Source organism: Bartonella sp. AC535YNZD (genome assembly GCF_042196625.1).
GTDB lineage: Bacteria > Pseudomonadota > Alphaproteobacteria > Rhizobiales > Rhizobiaceae > Bartonella.
Map to the genome: position 1 here is coordinate 1 of NZ_JBHIQP010000018.1, position 19,996 is coordinate 19,996.

The 19,996-nt window shown below is 38.1% G+C and carries 12 protein-coding genes, 1 tRNA gene and 1 pseudogene; 2 read left to right on the plus strand and 12 right to left on the minus strand.

The annotated features are described in order from the left end of the window. Window positions 1-69: 69 nt before the first annotated feature. The 7 genes and pseudogenes from ACFIM8_RS08200 to ACFIM8_RS08230 form a co-directional block, all read right to left on the minus strand. A complete protein-coding gene (locus ACFIM8_RS08200; protein WP_375614765.1) occupies window positions 70-588 on the minus strand; it encodes a phage major tail tube protein in 519 nt (172 codons plus the stop codon). After that, a complete protein-coding gene (locus ACFIM8_RS08205; protein WP_375614766.1) occupies window positions 585-1,730 on the minus strand; it encodes a phage tail sheath family protein in 1,146 nt (381 codons plus the stop codon). Before ACFIM8_RS08205 ends, ACFIM8_RS08200 begins: the two co-directional genes overlap by 4 nt. 146 nt (window positions 1,731-1,876) lie before the next feature. After that, complete coding sequence (locus tag ACFIM8_RS08210) at window positions 1,877-2,086, minus strand: 2-hydroxymuconate tautomerase family protein (RefSeq protein WP_375607418.1); 210 nt, start codon at window positions 2,084-2,086, stop codon at window positions 1,877-1,879. 14 nt (window positions 2,087-2,100) lie between these two features. After that, window positions 2,101-3,372: a hypothetical protein gene (locus tag ACFIM8_RS08215; protein WP_375614767.1), complete on the minus strand. Its 1,272-nt coding sequence runs from the start codon at window positions 3,370-3,372 to the stop codon at window positions 2,101-2,103. A 58-nt stretch (window positions 3,373-3,430) separates the two neighbouring features. Next, entirely contained in the window at window positions 3,431-5,299 is a 1,869-nt protein-coding gene (locus ACFIM8_RS08220) for an FAD/NAD(P)-binding protein (RefSeq protein WP_375614768.1), read from the minus strand. A gap of 95 nt (window positions 5,300-5,394) precedes the next feature. Continuing rightward, window positions 5,395-6,606, minus strand: coding sequence for a YbfB/YjiJ family MFS transporter (locus tag ACFIM8_RS08225; RefSeq protein WP_375614769.1), 1,212 nt, complete (start codon window positions 6,604-6,606; stop codon window positions 5,395-5,397). 228 nt (window positions 6,607-6,834) lie between these two features. After that, window positions 6,835-7,083: pseudogene (locus ACFIM8_RS08230) on the minus strand (baseplate assembly protein); the annotation flags it as partial. 1,249 nt (window positions 7,084-8,332) lie between these two features. On the opposite strand from ACFIM8_RS08230, the gene ACFIM8_RS08235 reads away from it, so the two are divergent. After that, window positions 8,333-9,553 carry an MFS transporter gene (locus ACFIM8_RS08235; protein WP_375607413.1) on the plus strand — a complete coding sequence of 407 codons (1,221 nt, stop codon included), beginning with the start codon at window positions 8,333-8,335 and terminating at the stop codon, window positions 9,551-9,553. Window positions 9,554-10,119: 566 nt separating this feature from the next. On the opposite strand, the gene ACFIM8_RS08240 is transcribed toward ACFIM8_RS08235, so the two are convergent. After that, a tRNA-Ser gene (locus ACFIM8_RS08240) sits at window positions 10,120-10,210 on the minus strand. Window positions 10,211-10,524: 314 nt separating this feature from the next. Between ACFIM8_RS08240 and ACFIM8_RS08245 the strand changes: the two genes are divergently transcribed. Continuing rightward, complete coding sequence (locus ACFIM8_RS08245; RefSeq protein WP_375607412.1) at window positions 10,525-11,721, plus strand: porin; 1,197 nt, start codon at window positions 10,525-10,527, stop codon at window positions 11,719-11,721. Between the two features lie 1,255 nt (window positions 11,722-12,976). On the opposite strand, the gene ACFIM8_RS08250 is transcribed toward ACFIM8_RS08245, so the two are convergent. The 4 genes from ACFIM8_RS08250 to ACFIM8_RS08265 all read right to left on the minus strand — a co-directional run bounded on the left by ACFIM8_RS08250 (window position 12,977) and on the right by ACFIM8_RS08265 (window position 18,952). Beyond that, window positions 12,977-13,741 carry an N-acetylmuramoyl-L-alanine amidase gene (locus tag ACFIM8_RS08250; protein WP_375607411.1) on the minus strand — a complete coding sequence of 255 codons (765 nt, stop codon included), beginning with the start codon at window positions 13,739-13,741 and terminating at the stop codon, window positions 12,977-12,979. 842 nt (window positions 13,742-14,583) lie between these two features. Next, the gene (locus tag ACFIM8_RS08255) at window positions 14,584-16,758 is read right to left on the minus strand and encodes an isocitrate/isopropylmalate family dehydrogenase (RefSeq protein WP_375614770.1); all 2,175 of its coding nucleotides are present in this window, start codon (window positions 16,756-16,758) and stop codon (window positions 14,584-14,586) included. After that, window positions 16,755-17,486, minus strand: coding sequence for an alpha/beta fold hydrolase (locus ACFIM8_RS08260; protein WP_375607409.1), 732 nt, complete (start codon window positions 17,484-17,486; stop codon window positions 16,755-16,757). Before ACFIM8_RS08260 ends, ACFIM8_RS08255 begins: the two co-directional genes overlap by 4 nt. Window positions 17,487-17,755: 269 nt before the next feature. Beyond that, window positions 17,756-18,952: a multidrug effflux MFS transporter gene (locus tag ACFIM8_RS08265; protein WP_375608637.1), complete on the minus strand. Its 1,197-nt coding sequence runs from the start codon at window positions 18,950-18,952 to the stop codon at window positions 17,756-17,758. Window positions 18,953-19,996: the final 1,044 nt, after the last annotated feature.

Consider the following 19,996-nt stretch of genomic DNA (forward strand, 5'->3'; position numbering starts at 1 on the left):
ATCCTGATAAGGAAGCGGAACCTGCAACTCTACATCAATGCTGGTTTGTAAACTTGTCATGATCAATTCCTATAAATTGAGAATAGAGCGGCGGCGAGAACCGATCTCTTGCCCATTGCGCACAAGCCAACCGCCCCGTTTAAAGGAAAAGCGGTGCAAAACAGAACCATCCCAAAATTCCGTATAATCCCAAACATTTTTGATCTCGCAATCATAGCCTGTGGCTTTCCCAGCCGTTAAGCCTTCGCTATCGACTTTGACCAACCGCCCTGTCACATCAATGGAATGTTCATGCTCACGCCCATCTTCTTCAGAGATCACATGTTTTTTGCCAGTGAATTTATGACGAAGACCAGGAGGACCACCAAAGATGCCGATGACCTCAGGGGTATGGCTGCGGATTTTCATTTGCATGCTCAAAGCTTTGACACCAAGACCGCTCACATCAATCTGCATATCAGAGCCCCCTGGTTGATAGGTTTCAGTGATTTCTTCCAACGTAGGTAATTTGAGGGTTTCAAGATCAAGATGGAGATTAACATCATCATCAACAATCAGGGTAAAACCGCGAACAATTCTTAAAGTCATATGTCGCTCCTTGCTGCTTTGCGATAACCCTCTAGCGTATCGCCAAAGGCATAAATCATTTTATTTTGGATATCTTCAGCAAGCCGATTAAAGTAAGCTCCATTGCGCCGGCTGCCAAAGCTTAAATCTTCTAGAGGCGGCACTTCTTCTGCATCAAATTCCACCCGCAATTTCCCCAGTTGTAAATTGCTGTTGGAATTTAAATCACGATCAAACCAAACCCGCCCACCAAGCAGTGCACCGCGTGCAATCATATCATCAAGAAACTGTGTAAGGCTGCGGGTAATGGCAATAACATGTTGACCAGTCAGGTTTTCATCATTGGCCCAAGGGCGTAAATTGTTAATGATGGTTTTTTCCAAGGCTGCACGGGTGCGCACCACATTGACAAAACGCCAAAGCGGATCACTGGAGGTGGTATGGTTGCCCCATAAAATGCGCCCATTGGAAGCTACTTCTCCCTGCCCATTTTGACTAAGGCGCGCGGGAATAAAGGTCGCAATATCGGCTTTATTGAGACGGTTTGCCTCATGATCAATTTCGCCATCAAAGTAGCTAATGGGGCGTGCTGTCCCTAAAATGCCATGCACATCTTGGTTGGAAGGAGACCAAAAAACACCGCCTCTTTGCTTGTCTCGTTTGATAAACATGGCTGCTGCAAAAGGACTTGCGGGTTTTATACTCACACCTCCATCACCATTTGCCACCCGTACAAAGGGATCAATCAAATAACAAAAGCGTGAGGAAAAATCTGCACGATAGGCAAGACTTTCTTCCGTGTTTTTACCCCCCGTATCAAACACAGCAATGGCTTGTAGCTTTTCTGCAACCTGTTCCAAAGCGTCTGCCACAGGGTTTTTGCCATTGTCAAGGCGCCCTGCACTATAAGCCGGTGCCAAGAGAATTCCAGGTTCCACACCCAAATGCCCCCGCGCATGAGCCAAGGCATGCACACCGGTCAGTCGAGCATTTGATCCCACCATTTCGGTTTGTGTCTCAGCTATGGTTGACTTTTCTTCCACCCGCACAAGGATAATTTGTGCCTCAATCCCTTGCGCGCACACAGCGTTAATCACATCAAGAGCTGTTCCCCTTCGCCCAAGCTTTTGGATTTTCTCACCCTCATGTGTAAAAACTAACACAGGCTCGTTGAGGGGAAAAACTTGGTTATCAGCATCAGGGGCTGTAACAACCGCCCCAAGGGCGGTTTGATCAAATGTTGCTAAGGGTCGTGATTTTTTACATTAATTAACCCTATTGACCTTAAACTCTTTTCAAATACACAGAGTTATTCTTTATTTTGAGCTTTTCTTAATTCTGTAATGGGAACTCCACCGATACCCCAATTGTCTGTCTCCACTTCATCAATTACGACAACAGTCGTTTTCGGATTTTTATTCAGAATATTAACTAATAATTGAGTTGCCCCTTCTATTAGTTGCCGTTTCTGTTCAGAGGTAACCCCTTCATTAGTAATTTTAATATTTATGTAAGGCATAAGATCTCCATAATTTACAAATATTGAATAAAAAAACTCAAATAAATGAACGCAAAAAGATTAAACATTAATACATAATAGCTATGCATTTTAAAGCTCGTATCTACCGGTGAAATATGTAGGCTACTGGAAGCAAAAATAGCATTTATTGATACAGGAGAAAGGAGTTGAGCTGCAATAAAGAAGCAAATCCAAACCAAATAATCCGTAACCCCATAAGCCATCGATGACCCTAGTAAGGGAAATGCCAAACTAAATAGCACCATAGGGTGAATTCCTACTACACTGAAAATTGGCAATACAAAGAGAATACAGGCATAACGCTGCCAAACAGAGAGTGATGCCAATGAATGACTAAACGTCACCGGCAACAAAGGAATAAGCAAATCACAAGTAGATATTAGCAGACTACAACCTAGCAACAACATAATTTCACTGGATATACTGCGTATCACTGCCACCAAAGGAGTCAAAAAATCAACACTGAGTGAACTCACACGCTCAATGAGGTATAGAATGCTCGCCGTCAATGCAATGCTTTCTAGTGCATTCAACCTGATAACTGTCAATGCAACGATAAATGTTAGCCAGAAAAATATCAAAAAAATCCAAATTCTTACTCTCTCTCCTTCTTTATTCGCTCTCCTCTCATCGCAAATAATCGGGTTAGCTAGCGGTACAACAGGAGAAATGCACAACAACAACAGACTGAATAGAAAAAGTGGTATCCCCAAAGCAGCGGATGTGAATATTGGTGTTTTAGGCATAGCAGAGAAAACTGTTGCTGCACCGATGCTGGTCGGCATCAGTACCATTGTGATGCTCATCATTCGCATCACAATAGCGGCCAAATGGCGAGAGGGAAAAACACTTTGCTTCAAGGCATCAATCATTAGGGGGATAACCCCCAAACTCATCGGCCAAGCTAGAAACGCAGTCAGTATCGCGATGGACAGGGTAAGCGAACCCTTTCCATAGCGCATCAACCGTTCAGAGAGAAATTCTGAAATACGCCATATATTCATCACATGGCGCAACAATCCCATGGCGAGTAATAGCCAAAAGACATCAGTAAAACGCACAAGCACAGTACCAACATCAGGCAAGTACCAACGCCATATCAGCACTAAAGTACAAGCCAACAGGATGGCCACACCACTGCGTGCATTCCCCTTCAACCACCAGTATGGTATCGTCAAAAGAAAATAACCAAAAACAGTCACTCCAGCCAATGGAATAAGAAACCAAGTTCTCATTGAGATAGATATAAGAAAAATGAATAGCATCAGTATCGCCATTATAGCGGATACGGAGGACATGCGTATCAGGAAGCTTTTTATATCATCAATGTACATTAATTATTGAATCTTTGACTGAGTAGCGATTAAGAAGCTGCTCGTACATGTCAATGACACAGTGCCCTGCATCCCGCAGTGCACGCGAATTAACTAAAGGTCTAGGCAAAATATATGTATAAAAATTTGGCCCCTCTACTGGATTACCGACCACCCATAATGTATTTTGTACTTGTCCTTTAATGTCTATAGGATGCTGCTGACAGTCAATATCAATACCACCAGGATGATATCCTTGGTTGATAAATGGCCGGATAATACCCTGAGCAGCCAAATTTTTGATAAAAGGAGACTCATCACGCAACGGAGAAAAACTATCAATCTTGGCCTTGATCAGCACATCTCCATCAACTGAACTGTTTTCATCTTGGAAAACAGACTGAATTTCGAAACGGCTGGTACTAGCATTGAGAACAAGTTTAGGTGAAGGTCCACCAGCCAAAGTCACGATACCAGCCTCCATCAGAGCCTTCAACTCTTGGTTTCGCTGCATTGGTGGACCGACAGAAATACGGTTGAAGTTTGGATTTAAATATTCAATAAAGTACTTGTGAGATGAAGACGTTAACCCGCAAAAATCAATTGCTGCACGTAAAATATCACGGACATCTCTTAGCACATCTGTAGCAGCTTTCACTGGGCCTTCAACATTACCTGCAGCGGAAGAATGAAGATCTTCCCTTAAATGCTCAATGAAGAATCTTGTATAATCATTCAGAGAGGCGAATATTTTATTTTGATGAGGATACAGCAACGCTTGAATACACTGCTCGTCTTTGGAAGTAACAACATAGGTTTCAGGGTCTAGCCAATGCCCTAGCTGCGTACTTCGATAGACATAACACATTTCTTTAAGTAACAGAGGTAAAAGCTGCGTTTCGAAATCCAGCTGCGGAGAACCATTAGCAATGCTGGACTGCTTACGCAGATGATGTATTGCATCGAGAGTAAGGAATGATGGTATGTATTGCCCACTACTACCCTTTTGATTAATCCCGCGACTACTAAAAGGCAATGTTTGACGGGAGAATAGAGCTATCTTAGGTTCTTTGCCGCTTGGCGTGTAATGCAATTGTCCAGCATTTTCAGTAAAAGTCCCACCGCGACCATAAGTCAATTGCGACAAGACATCATAGCCAGTTAATCCAATTCCCTGCAGCAGCACACGAGACTGAGCTTGTATAGAGTCCAATTTTTCAATTGGATAAGGATTCGAATAATAGTTCAACAGCGCGTTTTTCATTTGGTGAACAGCCACAAACTGTTGCAGATTTTCATCATGCGATGAATATATATTCTTACCGTGACCCGTGGTCATATAAACAAAATCTACACTATAACGACAGCCATCTTCCAAAAGAACATCCGTTTTATTATCTTGGTGGATATGGAGATTGATAACCTTTTCTCGGATCTCCTTAATACGAATACCGGAAGGTAAATCTTTCGTGAGCTCTTGGTAAGCCCAAGACAGGTATTCCCCTAATAAACGACGTGATAAATAATCATTTTCTTTGATTTCTCTCCCAACATCACGCTCTGTACGAGAAAAAACACCGTTAATATTACGATAACCTTGTTGAATAGCCCATTGATAAAAATTCGGTCCCTTACGAATAGGCCCTACTCCCTTAACTGTATCATCACCAAATAAAGTAATCTGGCAGGCGACAGTGTTAACCAATAAATGATCCGGCTGATGCACACTATGGGTACCGGTCCCCATCTCATTGGGATCAATCAATAAAATATCAATGTTCCCAGAAAATGGATAATGGGAATAAAGCGTGAGCAAGCGTTCGAGAATACTGACCCCACGAGGACCAACACCCAAAATAGCGACTGTAGAGTGAAGCATTCTGTAATCTCTCCTATTAAAATAATTTGACTTTCACAAAATGTTTCAAAAAGAATGGAATAAATTCTCTCGACTTTTTAGTGAAGATTGCAGATTTATGAAACGCCAACAACCTTTTTACAAAGACAATATTGACAGATTCCAGCAGCAGCAAAAAGCGCTACAGCACCACAGATAACGGAAAGCGTAATAGCATGTGAACCAGACTGTAAAAAACTCGTCAAGAGAGGTCCTAATATTTGGCCAAAACCGTAAGTTAAGGTAGCCAACCCAAGCAGATTTATGCCATACGGCGCATATAAACGCTTAGCTAACGGCATAACTAAAGAAGTCGTCCCCATAAAAGTAAATCCAAACCCTATACAACTGAGAACGATCAGTACAAGAGACTGGCTGAATAATGTCAGTAATACGCATCCTCCTTGGATAAGCAAATTGAGCATCAGACAACGTAATACCCCCCACCGATGGGCTCCCCATAACCAAATGAAACAACTAGGAACAATGGCTATTCCGACAAACGACCATAAGTGGTTAGCAAGTAGTGGGAAATTAAATGTTTTCGCCATCAGAGGAAGATATGTCGCGACAATAATATAACCGAACCCAGCGAGCCCATAAATCAGAGCGAGTTCCCACCAAACGATATTTTCGTGTGCCAATGACTCGTTAATAGCAAATTGAGATGCATCAACACGACGTGGAAATAAAATAAATAACACGAGCAACAATATAACAGATATTAAACCAGCTCCAAACCAAATACTTTGCGCGTTCAGTGATTTACTCAAACCAATAATAACATACTCATTACCCAGTAGAATACCAACTCCCACACCCGCATAGAGCGAAGCAATAACCCACACCTTGTGACTATGCTGCATAACCGTCATAGAACCAAAAATCATCATTGCCGCACTCGCGATACCGGCAGCAAAGCGGATAAAGAAGACCAAGTAAAAGTTTGGTGTCAACGCCATGGCAAAAATAAGTGCACTCGTCACTATAGCTGCACCAAATAGCATGTGGGGAGCACGGGATATATTCCCAACTCTGCAAAACGAAAAAAACATACTCCCAATTAAATAACCGCCATAATTAGCGCTAGCTATATAAGAAAGTTGCTTAAAGGTAAACAATCCTTCATCCAACATAACTGGAAATACCGGCGTATAGAAAAATCGCCCGATCCCCATCCCCAAAATCATAATAATCATACCGAATACAGCGACTTTGAAATAACTCAAATCTTGACGATTATTTTTTCCCCCCATTACTCTTAATCCCTTAACTGATAATTCGCTCATCCGCGTTCTATCTCATCGAGAGTAGCACTTACCTCAGAGAATAAAAGCCAATCTAGCCATTTGTTTGAACAACCAGAGGAACATATTGAGCGATTATTGTCAACATTATTGGATCAGTTATATGCATTTCTTCGTTTTACACTCTGCTCCATGGATACTCTTCTCCCTACAAAGCTTCTTTTTCAGAAAAATAATGGCTGAAATTAAGCAGCAATAACAACGAGGAAATCAATCAGCACGCCCCCGTTCAAACAAGATAATATCCCCCAAAGCTACAGCTTCATCAAGTGCGACTAAAATATCCTCACAAGGTTGCGTTATGTTCACATGGTGAACACCCTCAACCATCAGGCGGCTTAGTAACCAACTTAAAGAGAGATCACGCCCAAGCTTTTGCGCACGCGTCCATTCTTCTCTTAAACTCTGCTCCACTCTTTCCAAAACAAAGGAACCTTCATCCGGTAACAACCAAAAATCAATAGTATTGAAGAGTATAAAGGCTACTTTTAATATAGCTTTGTTTTTTATCAGCAGCAGTAAAAAAGTTTGTGTTTTTTACAAAAATTGAATTTATTCATTTTTTATATTATATTTTATGTTATCTTCCTTAAATTAATTAAAAGATCATCGAGTATTAAACTGATAGGATGCATTTTTCTCAAGTGGCATTTTAGAGAAATGTTGATTTAATCAGTGAAGACAAGCAGTGAGCAAAGTTATAATTTGAAAAGACAGTATATAATGTTTATGATCAATGACCTAAATTAGAGACATGAATTGGGAGAGTTTAATCTTTCTTACAGCACAGTAGATCAAAAAAACAGTAGATGAAGTTTAAAATTCACCATTATCCATCATAAGATGAAAGCTTTCATTCCAAGTTTGATTTTTTTAAACTATTTTCTTGTTCTTTCTGTAATATCTAAAGAATATCTTCAAGCACTCATAAGAACTCTTTTAAGTTGTCATTTCCATGATCAAAGTAATGGTTATCGAGCTTCCATTCAGGATACTGTTTTGCAAAAGGAAATCATCATTTCAGAATATGGAGGGATTTATGTATTTAGTCACAATGTATCATGCCCCCTTCCTCTTATATCAGAAATTTAATTCTTAATCGTAATGACGTGATTAAAAAGCACCTTGCGAGACAATCTTTTTAATAAATAAAGTAAAGATGAATTCTGAAAAAAATTTTTAGACGTAAATTGATACGGAGAAACAGTCAGAAAGAAAGGAGGGGATTACAAATGTTGATGACTATAAAAAAAGATATCAAAAAATTACCAAAAACCGATTTATGGATCATTTGTGCTATTTCAGCTGATCAGCAAAGAGAATGGATCAGTGAATGGTGTATAAAAAATAAACACACCTCTATAAGTTCTAATTATGTCAATGATCTTGCCGTCCTAGGGTCATTTTACAGATCTAGACAAAATGATTACTATGGAAGAAACAGCCCCACAAGCAATTCCCCTCAAAAGATAACAATCTCATTTATGAGGCTTATGTTGCTTCTCATAATCACTTCAAAATTGCATCATTTTCTCTCATTAATACGCTTTAAAGTCCCATATAGACTAAGAGGCCTTTTAAATTTTGGGGTGGTTATGGAAGCCTTCTTTCCACTGATCCCTGAATGGGGATATGAAACCGCTATCTTTTCACAGAAAAATATTCTTTTTAGTGAAAATTCTTATTGTACAATCTATGAAACAACACAATGAACAGACCTCGCACCCTTGCTCTCACCTATGGATCCTATAACGCTATCCGCATGCTGATCGGCGTTTACCATGCGATTTTTTTAATGTCCATGGGAGTTAGTCTGGCGCAATTAGCTCTGCTTCAGGTTGTCTTTTCCACCACCATTCTGCTACTTGATTTTCCCTGCGCTGTTTTATCTGACAGATATCGGCGTAAATATTCCGTTATGGCTGGGGTCTTTATGACAGGAGTATTTTATCTTCTATGCCTTCAAGCTCCCAATATGACGGCACTTATTATTGCGCAAATTCTCTATGCAGCGGGCATTTGTATCATTGTCAGCGCCATTGACGGATGGATTTACCATTCTCTAGGCGATAAACAGGATCACTTTTCGCATTATGCTCATCTCTACCACCAAGTTAACTCTTTCGGAAGTATTCTCAGTGGGATTGTAGGCATTGGAACGATCTACTACTCTGGACGATATTTTATGGGATATATCATCTCATGCCTCATGATGGGATTTATTTTTTTGATATTCCTTATTGTTCCTGAAGAAAAGAAAACAACAATCGAAACGTCCAAAACAAAAACAATCTTGCACAATGCCAAGGAAACGCTTTGGATATTTCAAAACACAGTAGGAGGAGCATGGTTTATTTTCCTTATGTGCCTTTTTAGCGCTGGTATTCAGATTATTTATCATTTCTGGCAACCAATAATACTTTCAGGGGGAAAAATTCATCACCTCAACGGTTCGCAAATGCTCATCTTGATGTGCTGCCATATTGGAGCCTTTTCAGCACAATATTTTTCAAATTTACTGATGTCTAAGTATCATGTTCTTGATAAAAAATATAAGAATTCTATAAAACACTTTTCCTTCTTTTCTGCTCTGATGTGCATAGCGCTCTATTTTTCAGTTCATAGCCATCAAACTGCTGCATCAGTCATCGCCTTCTCTTTAATCCATGGATTTATTTGCACTGTACCGATCGGTGCAAAAAGCTTATTTTTTTCAGAACTTAACCAAAAACAAACGCAGCATATTTCCGGTGTTGTTGGTGCTGTCTCTTTTAGCGGAAGAATATTTTCAATTACAGTATTGAGTATTATTTCTTTTCTTCCGGCAAAAGTTTCTCCATCTTACTACCTAATATTACCGACCATTACTTTTTTCATGTGTGGTTTGGTTGTCATGAGATGGATGAAACACTCTCAAAAGTCTCTATGAGAGGAAAATTTTTAAATTACCACCCACAATGTTTTTTTCTAAAAGCATTGACACATTCAACTTTCAATATACAATGCAAATATAAAGTAACACGTTGATTTATAATGATAATATGCCAAGCGCGAATATTGTAAGATTCTTTCTTTTCAAATCTGCTTTATGGTTGAAACAATCAAAATCATTTGCTTGCACATCATAAGCAAAGAAAGCCGTATAAATAAAAACGATTTAGAAAAGAAAAATGCCTTTTATGAACTCTCATAGTCAAAATCTATAACAACAGGAAAGCAGATATATAATATGCCTCTTTGCATCTTCATAAGTATACAAATAGTGTGGCTTTATAAGGCTTTATACGCCTCACAGAAACTTTTGCGTTTTATACCATACGAGTTGGCGTCGCAAAATGGGCTTATACACATTGCAAAGATATCTCTTTAAAACAAGTGCATAAATTGGCAACACAAGTGTATTTGTGTTTAGAACATGCTTTTTATATGAGAGGCATAATCCCAACGGGATAAACAGAACTCCTACACACAATCGACTGCTTTTATAACAATAGATGGCGGAGAGGAAGAGATTCGAACTCTCGAGAGCCTTTTGAGCCCTACTCCCTTAGCAGGGGAGCGCCTTCGACCACTCGGCCACCTCTCCGACAAAGAGGCATAAATGGTATCAACAGAAAGTTCAAGACTTTTTCGATTTTTTTCCCAAATATCTGAAATTTTTTCTCCTATTGATCCCATAGGGACCAAAAGTTAATAAAACAAAAATTGTGTCTTTTTTACCACAGCATCTCGAATAGTACATGCATATATTACAAAAAGGTAATTTCATATTTAAAACTCTAAAAAGATTAGTTATAGCTAAGATAACAAGTGCTGCGTATTTACTTATGTCTTTGTCCTTAATGCGTTAGGAAAATAGTACTCTTTAGAAGAAATTTAACCGGACCTCGGAGATCCTATATGAATATTAAATCCCTTTTTTTAAGCTCTACAACAGCTTTTTTAGCTGTTTCTGGAGCTCATGCTGCTTCAACAGTTATCCCCGAACCCGAACCTGTAGAATATATTCGCGTTTGTGATGCCTACGGAAAAGGATATTTTTATATCCCTGGAACAGAAACCTGCATGCGTTTATCAGGAAATGTTCGTACTGATTTTATAGGCGGTGATAATATCGATGCAACAACCGAAACTGAACTAAGAGACAAAAGAAAAACCTATGGCGCAGCATCACGGCTCACCCTTGTTTTTCAAGCAGCTTCGGAAACAGAAATGGGAACACTTCGTTCATATGCGAGAATTTATTCAAACTGGGGGGATGGTAGAGACAACGCTAGTGCAAGGCTTGCAGCGGCTTACATTGAACTGGGTGGTTTTCGCGTAGGTCTTGATGACACAATTTTCAACAGCTGGACTGGTGATTATGGAAATGTTCTCAATGATGACAGCATAGCACCTGCTGGCATAACACGCACCAATTTTATTTCCTACACCTTTAGTGGTGACTCCGGCTTTTCTGCTATTATCGGCGCTGAATTAGGCAATAATTCAGATACTCTTCCAGGAGTAACAGGATACTACATTGATAAAGATGGTAAGCTTGCTTCTATCACGAATGATACTCTTCCAAGTAAAGCAATTAAAAATTACACCCCGAATGTGGTTTTGGGTATAAAGTTCATGCAAAAATGGGGTGGTTTTTCAGCGGTTGCAGCATATGATGCTTACTACAAAAAGTGGGCTGGAAAAATACGTGCAGATTTCAATGTCAACGATCGTTTCAATCTATGGGTAATGGCTGGTTATAAAAACGGCCTTGATTACTACACAGTAAATGAAAATGATGAATTATCACGAAAAAGCACAACAATTTATGCAAACTGGGGTGGTAAATGGGCTGCTTGGGCGGGTGCCACTTACAAGCTTACTCCAAAAGCAAATTTGAATGCTCAAATTTCTTATAGTGCTGTAAAAACCTTTGCAACTTCTGTAAATATTGCATACACGCTGGTTCCAGGGTTTGTGATTACACCTGAATTAACCTATGTTTCTTGGAACGATGATCGCGTTGTGACGGATAAAAATAATGATGAAAAACATTTATTCAATAAAAAAAGTGCTTTTCAAGGTATGATCCGTTTACAGCGTTCATTCTAATCCTATTTAAGCTACAGCTTTTAAAAACTGGCAAACCATGTTGCCAGTTTTTATTTTTGAAATAAAATATCATGATCTTTTCCTGATACTTATTGTCTTGTCTCTCGGAAAAAACCGACTTAATTTCATAAAACTACTCTTAGAAGATTAACCTGATATGCTTGATAAGAGCTCTCCACACGGACGTTTACACTTCACTTCAAATACAATCTCTTTCTTGCCCTTTAAAGCATGAATAACCTCCTTTGCTTTATGACCAAATTTGTCTTTCTTGATAATTTACTTCTAACCTTTGTAATTTAGGTCATGATCTTCTCAAATAAATTCTACACTGAACAAATAAAATATTGAAAAAAACAAGACATCATTGTGTTTTTGATATGCCTGAATATGTCTTCTATCAACACTCTAAAACACAACGTTTTATAACACTGCTTCATTAAAAAACTTAATCATCAAGAAACATGCTGTCAAAACGATGCAAACATCCCCTAAAGCAATAAAAGAGCAAAGAGATATATCTTCAAAAAATAAATTGACCTCTTCCCCTTCTAAAGAATAGCCCCCCTAACAGTAGCAATTTGTAAATGCCCTTATTTTTAATGAATCTGCATCACATTGATTTATAATCATAATTTATAATTTATAATTTTGCATGTTTCAATTAACCAAAACCTTTCACTTGTACACGATAAACGGAGAGAGCCGTGTGAATAAAAACGAGTACAGAAAACCCTTTTATGTATCGTTTTAAGTTCCAAGGGCTGTAGTAACATTGAGATCTGACAAAGAAGTGTACGATAATGCTAGGCACCTTTATTAAGAATAAAAATGAGGATACACTTCATAGAGGATTTTAGATTATATTCTCTATGAACGTCGCTGTAAAATATATGTTGTGATACACACTAAAAAACATTTCTTTAAAACAAGCATGGAAATATACAATACAAGTCCATTTTATTTGAAGCGTTTTATCCTGCGTAGGGCACATGTCATCATATACGCAACATCTTGGCTTTATGCGTTTTTAAAGGAAGCGAAATATAAGACAAAGAAACAATAAAATTTAATCTCTGCAAATCATAGAGCTTTCAGAGTTATGTTTCCATAAAACGCCTTATACCGTACAGGGGATCTTTACACGATTAATGTCCTTTTTACATAAAGCCAACTGGTAAAAAGCAGCCTTTCCTGATAATAAAAAGGCTTGCACGTAATCATAAGCCATATTTTCAATTAAAACGCATTGAATTCATGGAAAATATTTATCAACCAATGCATAAAGAATTGCTGCTGTTTCAACATCTAGAATCCCATCATAATTTTCTTGACGAAAATGAAGTTGAAATGCTCGGATCAAATCTTTGTATCCTGTTTGGGTACACGCAACAGAAATATCATATCCATAGCATTTTAGCTTCGCCAAAACATCTTCTTTTGGTGGAAAATTTTTAGAGAATTGCTCTTGATAATGACTTTTTAATTCGTCATCATACCACGCTCCTATACCTTCCCTATAAAGTTCTTTCCATGGAAAAGCTGCTCCTGGATCACTTTTTCTTCCAATGGCAATATCACTATGTCCCACAACATCTGTTGGCATAATATCGGGATACCGTTGAAGAATATTCAAGGCAAGTTCCTTAACAGCATCAATTTGTATTGGATTATAAGGAGGAAACACCCCCTTCCCATCATGATAAGTCGCTAAATTAACGATTTCAATCCCGATAGATGCATCATTGAGATGACTATGCCCAGCCCATGAACTCACACCCGCATGCCATGCACGCTCATTTTCATCAACCAGATTAAAAATACGCATATCCTTAAAGCCTGCCTCACGATATGTCTGCTCTGAAGGATCAGGAACAAGATAGTGTGCACTAACCTTTTCTCCTGTAAGCGCCATAATCGAGGCTTTAAAATCAATAGCCGTATAATGCATAACGAGAAAATGAACGCGACGACTAAAACTCTTGACAGAACGATAACTGTTGTAATCAATCTGATACATAAAAGCCCTTTCTTTTTTGCTTAAAAAGACCACTGCGCATCACAACATATTAGGATACGAACTGTTAAAAAATGCAATAAACTCCCTATCTAGATACTAAGAATTACGACTAAAATTTGTTCATCAAAAACATTGACACTCTTATCAACAATTAAGACACATTTTTATTTCTCTCCCACACACGCATAAAATGTTTTTAACCACATTAAATATTTTTCCCAAAAAAATTCACAAATGACCAATCAAAAAGAAAACAAAAGCGTAAAATGATCACTCCTTAAATCTTCACGTCTTACAGAAAAATAGTTCGTCCTGTTATAAAATTGAAAAATATAGCCCCTCGGAAGTGAACCCCCAACGATCATGCAATCACACAAAAACTTAAAGGAAAAATTTTATGAGCTCTTTACAGCAATTTATTATCAGATAACAGAACGGCACATGTTCGCAATAAACTCTTCACGGACATATTGTTCAATAAAGTTTGCAAAGCTTTCCTGTAAATAACATAACCTCTTGTTTTTTCACAACATCTCTGTTTGATTTACAAAGAATCTCAATTATTTACAACGCTTAAGGCACACAAAGTCTCTGGATTCCTTGTCATAGGCTCTATAAAATGTAACATATTGATTTATAATAATAATTAATCATTATAAATATTAAATGTAGCGAGCCTAATATCGTTAAGTTTTTCTTAATTTTGAATCAATCAAAGTCATTCATTTACGCATCAAAGAAAATTTACCCTATAGACAAAAACCACTGAAGAAAAAGATCAAAATACTTCTTATAATAGAATGTTCAATAATTTAGGCAATATTTTACATCCCCATAGAGGTTCATTTTTTCTTCTCCATTTTCAAATATCTTTTTAAAACCAACCAAGCGGCATATTCTTGTAAGACGACACCTAAAAGTGGTCGCGTATAGGGAAAAATTATACGATCATCACCATAACCTTTCATCCGTATAGTTATGGTAGCATGTCCAAGGCTTTCTGCTTGATTTTCTAATGTCTCCAAAGAAGGTGATAAGCTCACTTCAACCTCAAGCAGTGAAATATCTTGTTTACCTTTTTCTATGGGCTGAAAATATTTTAAAAGCAGCGGATCATTGCCCAACCAACACACCTCTGCATGCATCGCTAATTGTTTAGAAGCAGTAGTAACTTCTGCACCAACCAAATATGGACGAAAATGATTTTCAAATTCTTCCACGAAATGTTGTTCCAAGGGTGCTTCTGATTGAGCAACCAGTTGCACCAAAACATAGGGGCTTTTCCATAAAAAATGCCGCTCAAAGGGTTCATTTTCAAGATGATCATCAACCCACTGCGCAATAGTACTTTCATCAATTCCAATCAAAGTCCATGCATACCCCGCACGCGATACAGAAGAATATCTCTTCTCGTTGTGTTCTAAATAATTCTCTAAAAGCGCAAGAGCCTGTGATGGTGGACCAGGCAAAACAACAAGCGTACTTCCATCGCAAGAGAGATAAAACCCTGGTGCTGTGCCTGTAGGATTATCAAGTACGGTTGCTGTCTCAGGAAACAATGCTTGACGTGCATTACTCTTATCCGCCGTAATCCCTAATCGTTGTAATTGACCTTTTATTGTTTGCCAAACATCTTCATGATGCACCAAAGGCTGCTTTACAGCTTGAGCAACTCCATCGCGTGTTTTATCATCTGATGTTGGTCCCAATCCCCCACTGATAATGATAAGATCTTCTTGTCCAAGACAAGAAACAACAGTCTCACTGATTTGCTGTAATTGATCAGCACAAACAAAATGACGTGTGACTTGAATATTTCTCTTGTTCAAGCTTTGGCTTAAATCTTGTAAGTTTGTATTCAAATATTGTCCTGAAAGGAGTTCATCACCAATGGTAATAATGGCAGCACGATGAACAAAGACAGAATTCATAAGAGAATTGCGAACAGCTTCAGCCATTTGACGGGTAGAGGCTATACCTCCAAGATCATAGGTAACGGTTTTTCCAGCACGAATAACCTGATCAACACTCTCAGACAGTTGTTTTGCTGCATCTTTAAAGCCTAAATGCTCTAAGAGTAAAGCCGTGGTATAAAGCATCGCAGAAGGATTGGCTTTATTTTGTCCAGCAATACGTGGTACGCTTCCATGAACAGGTTCAAAACAAGCAATCTCGCTCCCCACATTCACATGAGATGCAAGCTCCCCTCCTCCCATTATACCAGAGCCAAGAGTAGAGAGAATATTGCCAAACATATTTTCAGCAACAATCACACCAAACTGCTCTGGCTTGGTTGCAATCCACAAAGCAACCGCATCAACATTATGAATATCTGATTCAATTTCCGGATAGTTTTGCGCAATTTTCTCAAAAATTTCCTGAGCAAACTGACCACTTTCTCGCAGAACATTGGGCTTATCAGCAAAAGTAACCCGCCCAAACCCATGTCTGCGTGCATACGAAAAAGCATATTCAAATAACCGTTCTAAACCAAAGCGTGTCTGCAAACGAACTGTCCACGCGGCCTCCTCAAGCCCATATTTTGTCAAATTTGGATGTTTTAGCCAAACGGCTGTTTCAGGAGGAATACCCCGAAAATCCAATCCAGCATAAAGGCCTTCACTATTTTCTCTGATAACACAAAAATGAAAAGGACGTTGGGGACCAAAGATGTATCTTACAGGACATATATTCGCAAACAAACCTAACTTTTGGCGAAGTTGAAGTGCGGGAGAAACATAGCCAAGGTTTTTCTCTTTTAAATGCGGAGCAAGTTCTTTTAAAGCCGCTTCTTTTCCTTTACTGGTCACAGCACCAAGTAAAATAGCATCACTCTGAGTAATTTTTTGCCAAGTCGCTTGAGGAATAGGATCTCCTTCCTGTTTCCAACATTCAAAACCAATATCACCATAAGTCAATTCAATCGGCAATTGGAATTGCTCTAAGACCATCAGCGCAGCATCACAAACCTCTGATCCTATCCCATCACCAGGTAATACAAGTACTTTCTTTTTCATAGTCCCTCCAGCCACTCATCAATAACTGCATCCATCATAGTAGGATTATCCTCCCATAAACGCGTACCAGCACCAGAAACAATCTTATATTCATGGTTCAGATTATGACTTTTCGTCTGATTATCTACCGTTGCAAGTTGCGACTTTTCTCCCACTAAAGCTAAAAACTTCCCCTTATACTTAACTATTTCATCTCTAGCATCTATTTCTAATAAGAGTTTAAACCCTCTTGTCATGCGTTCAATTGCCACGCTTTTTTTTTCATCAGGAATCTCCAATAAGGCTCTTTTTTTCATAATGCCAGAAGGATGCATAAAACCATTGAGTATTTCCAAAGCCCCAGATAAATCATTATTTTCTAAGGAGGCAAGAATATCTCCAAGGCGCCGTTGCAAAACCTTATCTGGATAGCCAGGTGCATTCACAGCAAGCACAGCTTGAACATTGGGAAGCTGTACTGCCAATATTTGTACCAATGTTCCAGCCATAGAAAATCCTACCAACACCGTAGGCTCTTTAAAATAGCTTTTAAGTTTTTCTGTCATAAAAGATAAAGTCTCTACAACAGAATGATTGAGAACATGAGAACTCTTAGGAAAAAGAGAGAGTGTGTCCAGCAGAGTGACAGGGAATCCTTTTGTTGAACATAGCGTTGTCAATGGAGAACAAAAGACACCATCATCCCAAACTGGCATCACAGGAGAAAGAATAATAATAGGAAAGCGCATTGCTCAATTTTTCCCCCTATTTTAAAACATGCATTCAGGCAGAAACTCTTCCCACCCACTATCATGAAAATACAGATATGTTGAAATTCTAAACTCATAAGCTTCCCCCCCGTAATCAGTGATTTGTTAAACGCACACTAAGCCTGTGATAAATTTAACCCCACGCAATCAAACAACTTCATAAAAAAATTCATCTAATGTACAGGTGCCCCCATTTGTATAAAACATCAAAAGCATTTCCGCATAATGCTTTCTTTTTATCATTTTACTCAGCTTATTTCTGAAATCATAAAAACACGGGCATTTCGAATATAAATGATAAAACCAATGAGACAACACCCTGCTAACAAAGTTGCCATAGCCCGTGGGCTATGACCAGAGATTTTTCCGATAACCGCTGCACTGAGTGCCGCACTGCCTAATTGCAAAGACCCCATAACACCAGAAGCCGCTCCCGCAGCTTGCGGATGCGATGAAATAGCCAACGCTGTTCCTAACGGTAATAAAAAACCATTGCCAAAAGTAAGAACAGCAATAGCGATAAAACTTGTCACAAGGGGCCATGGGCTTAGATACATCTGCAAAGCAAAGAGCATGCCTCCTATAACAAAAATAATGTACCCTCGACAGACAGTTTTTTCCATAGACTCGCGTTCGAAAAACCATCGCGCTAAAAGATTTCCCAAAATATAGGGCAATGAAACACCAATATAGGTATAACTAATGTATATCGGCGAAAGCCCCAAAGTCGTGAGTAAAAAAGGCGATTCTACAATATAAGCAAAATAGGCTGCGTAAGAAAAACACGGAATAAGTGCATAAAAAATAAATTGTTTATTTCTAAGAACGCCTAGATATCCCTTCATAAATCCTATAGGAGAAAAATGCTGCCGTTTTTGAGGGGGTAGAGTTTCGCTTAGCACAAAACAACATAGCAACATGGTCAAAAATATAAAAAAGCTTAAAAAGATAAAAGTTGCCTGCCAATGAAAAGCTTGTATCAAAAGTCCACCAATGAAAGGTGCAAGTGCTGGTGACATTCCAATAAAAGGAAAAACAATCAAATAAAGTTTTCCAGCCGCTTTTTTATCCAACAAATCATTGATAATTGCACGACTTAAGACAAGTCCCGCACAAGCACCCAGACCTTGCAAGAAACGTAACACAAGAAAAGCGTGAATATGAACCGTATAAATCACACCAAGTGTCGTAAATAACCACAAGAATAAGCCCAATAGAAGTGTTTTTTTACGCCCAAAATTATCACTCAGCGGCCCATAAATGAGCTGCCCAAGTGCCAATGCCAACAAAAAAACCGCCACTGCACTTTGAATTTGAGATTGTGTCACTTGATAATATTGACGCATATCGCCCAGTGCCGGTAAAAAAATATCGGTAGAAATCAGCCCTCCTGTTGATAAACATACGATAAGTATAATGAATGGTAATGTATATTTATGTTTCATCAGGAAAGTCACACTTTTTATTTAGGTATTAAATATTATTTAATTAAATATAATTATATTTTATGCTTATATATGCAAATAATAATTATTAAAAGTGTTATTATTTTACTTTATAAAAATATTATTTTTTTATAGACAGCATTTTATTTTACAAACTTCACGAGCTAAAAAGTTACCCCCTAAATAAGCTCTCCTATACAAATACTTTGCCGTAATATTCCGTTGCTTTTTTCATTGATATTATAAGCAAAAGCATAATTTCTCTCTCCACGGCAACAGTCTCACTTTCTATACAATATCCATCAACGTTGATCGACAAAACGTAAAGCAGAAAAACAATCTCTAACGTATCTACCCCAAAATCACTATGGTGGCACATAACACAACAATAGCTTGAAGCCCCTATCAACACAAATAATTATGGAAAAAATCTTGATCTATCCCCTATACCATAAAATATAATGCTTTCTCTGCAAACCAACTCACAACCAAATATATCTTACTCATTTCATAAAACTCTTCATCTAAGATAAATATCAAAAAATTACCGTGTAACATATTAACAAATATGATGTCATAACAATTCAATAAGCTTTTTATTTAACTTAATCCATAATCTTTTATAACACTATGAATGAACGTTACTGATATTTATTTTTATCTTTAAATGCGCCTTCTAATCTCATTTTATAAATATTCTTCCCATAAAAACAGTAACACTTTTATAAAAATAAGCAGATATACCCCCTACTTTATAAGCTAGAAACCAATAAACGATAGTATACAATTTTTTTAAATTATTCTCTCTCATGAGAAATTCTATGATAATATGATAATAGTATACGGATAGACCGCCTTTTTTCAGACATAAGTGAGGTCTTTTGAATTGTATAGCCACATTTTACTTCTCATAACAAACATTTGTTTAAAGTATTTTCCTATTCCTTTTTGGCTCATATCTATTCCTTTTTGGAACATAATTAGCAAAAAGGCATTGTATCTCCAGCATATTCAAGGAGATAAAACATGGAAACTCGCATTCCT